Origin of the sequence: Bacillus paranthracis (assembly GCF_001883995.1) — a bacterium.
GTDB lineage: Bacteria > Bacillota > Bacilli > Bacillales > Bacillaceae_G > Bacillus_A > Bacillus_A paranthracis.
The window spans coordinates 1-6,139 of sequence record NZ_MACE01000020.1 but is presented as its reverse complement, the minus strand read 5'-3'; the positions used below and the strand labels follow the sequence as shown (position 1 = coordinate 6,139).

General features: G+C 38.1%; 8 protein-coding genes. All 8 read right to left on the bottom strand.

Going from position 1 to position 6,139, the window contains the following annotated elements:
• Positions 1-334 precede the first annotated feature (334 nt).
• Positions 335-613 carry a DUF3935 domain-containing protein gene (locus BAQ46_RS10560; protein WP_071741903.1) on the bottom strand — a complete coding sequence of 93 codons (279 nt, stop codon included), beginning with the start codon at positions 611-613 and terminating at the stop codon, positions 335-337.
• A gap of 81 nt (positions 614-694) precedes the next feature.
• A complete protein-coding gene (locus tag BAQ46_RS31350) occupies positions 695-826 on the bottom strand; it encodes a hypothetical protein (RefSeq protein ID WP_001037628.1) in 132 nt (43 codons plus the stop codon).
• 18 nt (positions 827-844) lie between these two features.
• Positions 845-1,393 (bottom strand): manganese efflux pump MntP, encoded by a 549-nt coding sequence (locus BAQ46_RS10555; RefSeq protein ID WP_000142468.1) that lies wholly within the window; start codon positions 1,391-1,393, stop codon positions 845-847.
• A gap of 77 nt (positions 1,394-1,470) precedes the next feature.
• Positions 1,471-2,511, bottom strand: a complete 1,041-nt coding sequence (locus BAQ46_RS10550) for an L-threonylcarbamoyladenylate synthase (protein ID WP_071741902.1) — start codon at positions 2,509-2,511, stop codon at positions 1,471-1,473.
• A gap of 108 nt (positions 2,512-2,619) precedes the next feature.
• Entirely contained in the window at positions 2,620-3,078 is a 459-nt protein-coding gene (locus BAQ46_RS10545; RefSeq protein ID WP_000758435.1) for a GNAT family N-acetyltransferase, read from the bottom strand.
• A gap of 49 nt (positions 3,079-3,127) precedes the next feature.
• A complete protein-coding gene (spoIIR, locus tag BAQ46_RS10540) occupies positions 3,128-3,994 on the bottom strand; it encodes a stage II sporulation protein R (RefSeq protein WP_071741904.1) in 867 nt (288 codons plus the stop codon).
• A 112-nt stretch (positions 3,995-4,106) separates the two neighbouring features.
• A complete protein-coding gene (prmC, locus tag BAQ46_RS10535; protein WP_071741901.1) occupies positions 4,107-4,958 on the bottom strand; it encodes a peptide chain release factor N(5)-glutamine methyltransferase in 852 nt (283 codons plus the stop codon).
• On the bottom strand, positions 4,958-6,025 hold the full coding sequence (gene prfA, locus BAQ46_RS10530) for a peptide chain release factor 1 (RefSeq protein WP_000887065.1): 1,068 nt from the start codon (positions 6,023-6,025) through the stop codon (positions 4,958-4,960). The genes prmC and prfA overlap by 1 nt, the downstream gene beginning before the upstream one ends.
• Between the last annotated feature and the right edge of the window lie 114 nt (positions 6,026-6,139).

Genomic DNA, 6,139 nt, shown 5'->3' with positions numbered 1-6,139 from the left:
GGAGCTGGATAACAACTAAAAGCGGAAGCGGCTCGTTCAGAATGGGAGGAGGATGGAGCTTCTGACGTAGAGGCGCCTTTTGCCTCGCAGGAAGACGCGAAGCCACCGACCATTCTAGCCGCTGGAGCTGGATATGTTTAAAAGTGGAAGCGGCCGTTTAGCTCTGACCAGCTAAGGTTCTCTCGCACAAAAGGTGCTTTTTACCTTTCTTGCGGGAGGTTCTTAGATGCGAAGAGCTGGCCACTGGAACTGGATAATATCTAAAAGTGGAGGCAAATTAATTACTTCCACCACTCAAACATAAAATCCCCTGCTAAATAGCAGGGGATTTTTATCATTGTAATTCTTCCTTCTTTTCTTCTAAAGCCGGTATCTTCTCTTTTTTCGGTTTCCCAAGCTTAATTACGAAGAAGTAAAGGGAAAGCAATGTAATAAGAAAAACAATTAAAAACGGGTATGGAGAATAAAAAGTACGCGCTGCCTCCGTTTTCCCCGCAACAAACTTCAATGACTCAATATCTAAAAACTCAGCAAACATTTGTACACCGAGCATACTAAACCAAAAAACAAAAAAACTAATAATAATACCAAAAACTTGCTTCAATCTCGTCATCCATCTCATCCTTTCTATATGTTTAATTTTTTAGCGCAATCAGTATAGTACAAACAAAACTATGCACAGAAAGGAACTATCTTACCATTCGCGAATTAATTTAATCCAACCTAAAATTGAAATTTGTAAAATAATACCCCAAATAACAAGTAGTCGTAACCATCTCGGAAAAAAAGTTACAAATCGAATATACCATTCCAATAATTTGTTCATAACGCCCTCCCCCTAAAATTATATAGGAAAAAGGAGATATAATCCAAATCCAACCAAAATGATACCACCTACTATCTCACCATATGTACCGAGCATACCTTTCGCATGCCTACCAATGAATAAACCAGTCCACGCTAATAACATACTAATAAATCCAAAGAGTAATATCGTAATAACTGTCTGTGCTCCGTAAATACCAAGACTAAGCCCTACTGAAAAACTATCTATACTAACACCAAATGCAAATACGAATAAACTAATTCCAATAGGGGCTGTTCTAGTCTCTTCATTCTCTAAAATAGAGGAATACACAATATAAAATCCTAGTCCTATTAATAAAATAGCACCTGCAAAATGTGCAATGTCTCCATACTGCTCTGATAAAAAACGACCTAATACCATCCCAATAAATGGCATGATAATATGAAATATCCCTATCGTCACACCGATATACAGGATCTGTCTTATCTTTAAGGCCATCATTCCCATACCAAGACTCACCGAAAATGCATCCATCCCTAAGGCGAATGCCATAATTATTAAAGGTATTAGCTGTTCAAACGTCATTCATGTCCCTCCTCGGACGTGCTACTTCACAATATGCTTATCCGAGGAGAAATATTCTGTTTGCTAATCGTACCTTATCATTCAGTAATAATTTGATGTCCTGCCGCTTTTGTTAAACGATTCATAATGGCGTTGCCTATTCCTTCATTCGGGAACGATTCACTAAAAATAACATCCACTTCACTTGCATCAAACGTTCTAAGTACATCATATAATTTAGTCGCAACGCTAGCTAAATCACTTCGAACACCACATGATAATACAACATCCGCATTATATATATGGTGATACTCTTCTGTCGTTAATACACCGACTTTGAATCCTTCTTCCTTCTTCTCATCCACAAGGCGCTGGATAAACTCACGTGATCCTTCAACGATACTGAGCGGCGCTTTCGGTGCATAATGTGTATACTTCATTCCAGGTGATTTCGGTTTTTCCTTCTCATCCTTTAGAGCCGGATCTAAAGAAACCGTGCCAATCACCGCTTCCAATTGTTCTTTCGTAATCCCACCCGGGCGTAAAATCGTTGGAACAGCGCTCGTACAATCAATTACAGTCGATTCAACACCAACTCCTGTTGCACCACCATCTACAATACCTGCGATTTTCTCATTTAAATCTTCATATACGTGAGATGCTAACGTCGGGCTTGGACGACCTGAACGATTCGCACTCGGTGCTGCAACAGGTACATTTGCCTCTTCAATAAGAGCAAGAGCTACCGGATGATCAGGCATTCTCACTCCAACTGTATGAAGTCCTGCCGTCACCTTCTCTGAAATTCCTTCTTTTCTAGGTAAAATAATTGTTAACGGACCTGGCCAAAAATGCTCCATCAACTTCTCTGCAACTGGCGGAATTTCCTTCACAATACCATCTAACTGCGATTTTGTCCCGATGTGGACAATAAGTGGATTATCACTCGGTCTTCCTTTCGCCTCAAAAATTTTCGCAATCGCTTCATCATTCATCGCGTTTGCACCTAGTCCATATACCGTTTCTGTAGGGAAGGCAATCGCCTCATTTTCCCTTAATAATTTTGCTGCTTCTTGTAACTGTGGATAATATTTTTTTCTTTCCACAACATTATCCACAACCCACATATTTGTATGCATTTTTTCCCACGTCCTTTTCTACCCTGAAATACTTGTCTATTTTTAGTTTACTATGAGATTTATCCAAAAGACAAACAAGGTTTATCCACAAAATGTGGATAAACCTAATTAATCCGTGGATAACTTTGTGAATAGCTGACAATTTAGTATTATTGCATTTGGCTCTTTTATATTTTTACAAAAGTGTTCTAACTGTCGAATTCCCTCTGGTACGTTCTCTTTCTCTATCGTAACAAAGTCAAAAAACTGAAAGATCGTTATAGATTGTGGATGATTTGTTAGTAAGTACAATTGTCGAATATTTTTTTCTTTCATATACTGCAAAAACATTTCAAAAAAATATAAGAAAGTCTGTTTATCCACATTAGGTGTGAATAAACAAGAACGAATAAGTGCGTTTTCTTCACTTTGTTCATATCCAATGACTGCCCGTATTTCTTCCGCCTCTTCCAAAATCATAAACTGTGCGTACAACTCATTTATTTTATCATCTTTTTTATTAGCTTGTCCGAAAAAAGAATGCAATCTTTCCACATCTGCTTTCGTCGCAAAATATACCTTCTTCATAATAAATCCCTCCTCTTTTTTATATATGAGAAGGGATTTACGAATAGTACTATTTAGAGAATAAAGATGTAAAAGCTTCTACAATAAATAACTTAACTTCCGGCTTTTCTTCTTCCTCTTCTACTTTTACATACTCATTTCGCTTTTCTTGTTTTTGTTCCACAGGTTTCTCCACTTTTTCCACAGTTTTTGTTTCCTCTTTACTTGCAGGTTGTTCTTCTACTTTCGTTTCATTTTTTACTACTTTTTTTTCAGAAGCTGTTACTTTTTTTGCGACTTCCTGCTTTACAACTTTCTTTTCTTTCACCTCATCCTCTTTTTTCTCTTCTGCATTTACTACTTCTTCATCATCTATTTGTTTCACTTGCTCCTCTTCAGGAGATTCAGCCTTCACAACATGTTCTTCTTTCCTTACAGCTGTACCACTTGAAAAATCTAAGAAACACATCGGTGGAAATAGTACACACCACCAGTTTGCCCCTTCACCTTCCCCAATTGTAATTAAGACTGCTTCATATTCCCCTGCCGGATAAATAAAATTCCCATATACCTTTGTAGGAAACTTTACATTTTTACTGAAATTCACTTGAAATGAATCTTTACTTCCTTCTTTTTTCAACGTATTTGCTACTGTTTTTTCGATTTCTGGAATATGACTTTGAATGACCTTGCGTGCCTCTTCAAATGAAGTTAAATCAGCTACCCATCCATCAATTTGTGCTTTTACTTCATCACGCACTTTGCGCTTTAACGCCTGGTCTTTATCTGAATCACTATTTGCTAAAATCCGTAATCGAACGGCCTCTTTCGGAATAACTGAAGGCCCTTTCGCATCAGCTTTCATATATCCAAACTGCACAAGTAACTGTGCACCAATTAATAATAGAAGAAGATAAGCAATAACTTGTTTTTTCATTTCCTCCACCGTCCCTTCTACAAACAGTGTGGACAGACTTTCATCTTTCTAAACTATTAAATTCAAAATCTATATGAATTTTTCCACAAAAAAATAGAGTAAGGTGTAAACCTTACTCCATCTCCGCAAATACCATACGATCTTTTCCATTAATATCAAAAACAACCTCAACATGAGCATGTGGAAATGCTTGTTGTAACAGCCCTTTCACGTCCTCACCTTGCCCTACTCCAATTTCAAATGCGACAATTGCTTTCTTCTGCAACACATTCGGCAACTCTTCCATAAAGCGGCGATAGAAATCTAATCCGTCTTCACCACCAACAAGCGCTCTCTTTGGCTCATGCTCTTTCACCACGGGAGAAAGACCACGCCAATCTTCTTCCGGTATATATGGAGGATTTGAAACAACAACATCTAACTTTTGACCCGTTTCATAAAATGGTGATAATAAATCACCATGATAGAACGTTACTTCTGCGCCCAAAGTTTTCGCATTTTCTTTTGCAACTTCAATCGACTCCTGCGCAATATCTACCGTATACACATGAAGATTTTTATTTTCCAAAGCAAGCGTAAGCGAAATCGCTCCGCTACCTGTACCAATATCTGCTACATGTATTTTCTCATCACCAAAATGACGCTCGATTCTTTCTAACACTCCTACTATAAGCTCTTCTGTTTCTGGTCTTGGTATTAATACTTCTTCATTCACAAAGAACGATCTTCCATAAAACATTTCATGACCAATCATATATTGAATAGGAATACCTTCTACATGCTTGTGGATAAACTCTGTAAAACTTTTTTCTTGTTCCGCAGTTATTTCTTCACGCATGTTCATCAATAATCCTGTTCTATTCGTCTTTAATACATGACAAAGGACAATTTCTCCCGCATTTTCATCTCGTCCATTCTCCTGTAAAAAAGAAGAAGCCCATTTCAGGGCTTCATAGACACGCATTACTCAGCTGCCTCCATCCTTTGAGCCTGATCTTCCATTACTAAGGCATTGATGAAATCATCTAACTTACCTTGTAAGATTTGATCTAACTTTTGAATCGTTAAACCGATTCGATGGTCTGTAACACGGTTTTGCGGGAAGTTATACGTACGAATACGCTCTGAACGATCACCCGTACCAACAGCTTGTTTACGGTTTTGATCATACTCAGCTTGCGCTTCTTGTCTAAACTTATCATAAACACGTGCGCGTAATACTTTCATCGCTTTTTCTTTATTCTTAATTTGTGATTTCTCATCCTGACATGATACAACTACACCAGTCGGTAAATGCGTTAAACGTACCGCTGACATCGTTGTATTAACGCTCTGTCCACCAGGTCCACTAGAAGCGAATGTATCAACACGAACATCTTTCTCATGAATATCAATTTCTACTTCTTCTGCCTCTGGTAATACAGCTACAGTTGCTGTAGATGTATGGATACGTCCACCAGATTCCGTTTCAGGAACACGTTGTACACGGTGAGCGCCATTCTCGAATTTCAGCTTCGCGAAAGCACCTTTACCGTTAATCATAAAGATAATCTCTTTATATCCACCTAACTCTGTATAGCTAGCCTCGATAATCTCCGTTTTCCAACCTTGCACCTCAGCATAACGGCTATACATACGATATAAGTCACCAGCAAATAAAGCGGCCTCGTCGCCACCAGCAGCTCCACGAACCTCAACGATAACGTTCTTATCATCGTTAGGGTCTTTTGGTACAAGTAAAATTTTCAGACGCTCTGATAATGTTTTTTCTTGTGATTCTAACTCAGAAACCTCTTCTTTTACCATTTCACGCATTTCTGCGTCTAACTTATCTTCTAACATTGCTTTCGCATCTTTTAATTGCTCACGAACATCCTTATACTCACGATACACCTCTACCGTTTCCTGTATATCAGACTGTTCCTTTGAATATTCACGAAGCTTATTTGAATCACTAATAATTGCTGGGTCGCTTAGCAATTCATTTAACTTCTCATAACGATTTTCTACAGCTTGCAAACGATCTAACACATCATTCACCTCTACATCCTAGTATCTAATACAAATAGTATATGGTACTTACTCAAAAAAACGCAAATTATATTTAAAAGCGTAAGCGGCTTGCTCAGAATCGCAGGCCATTGG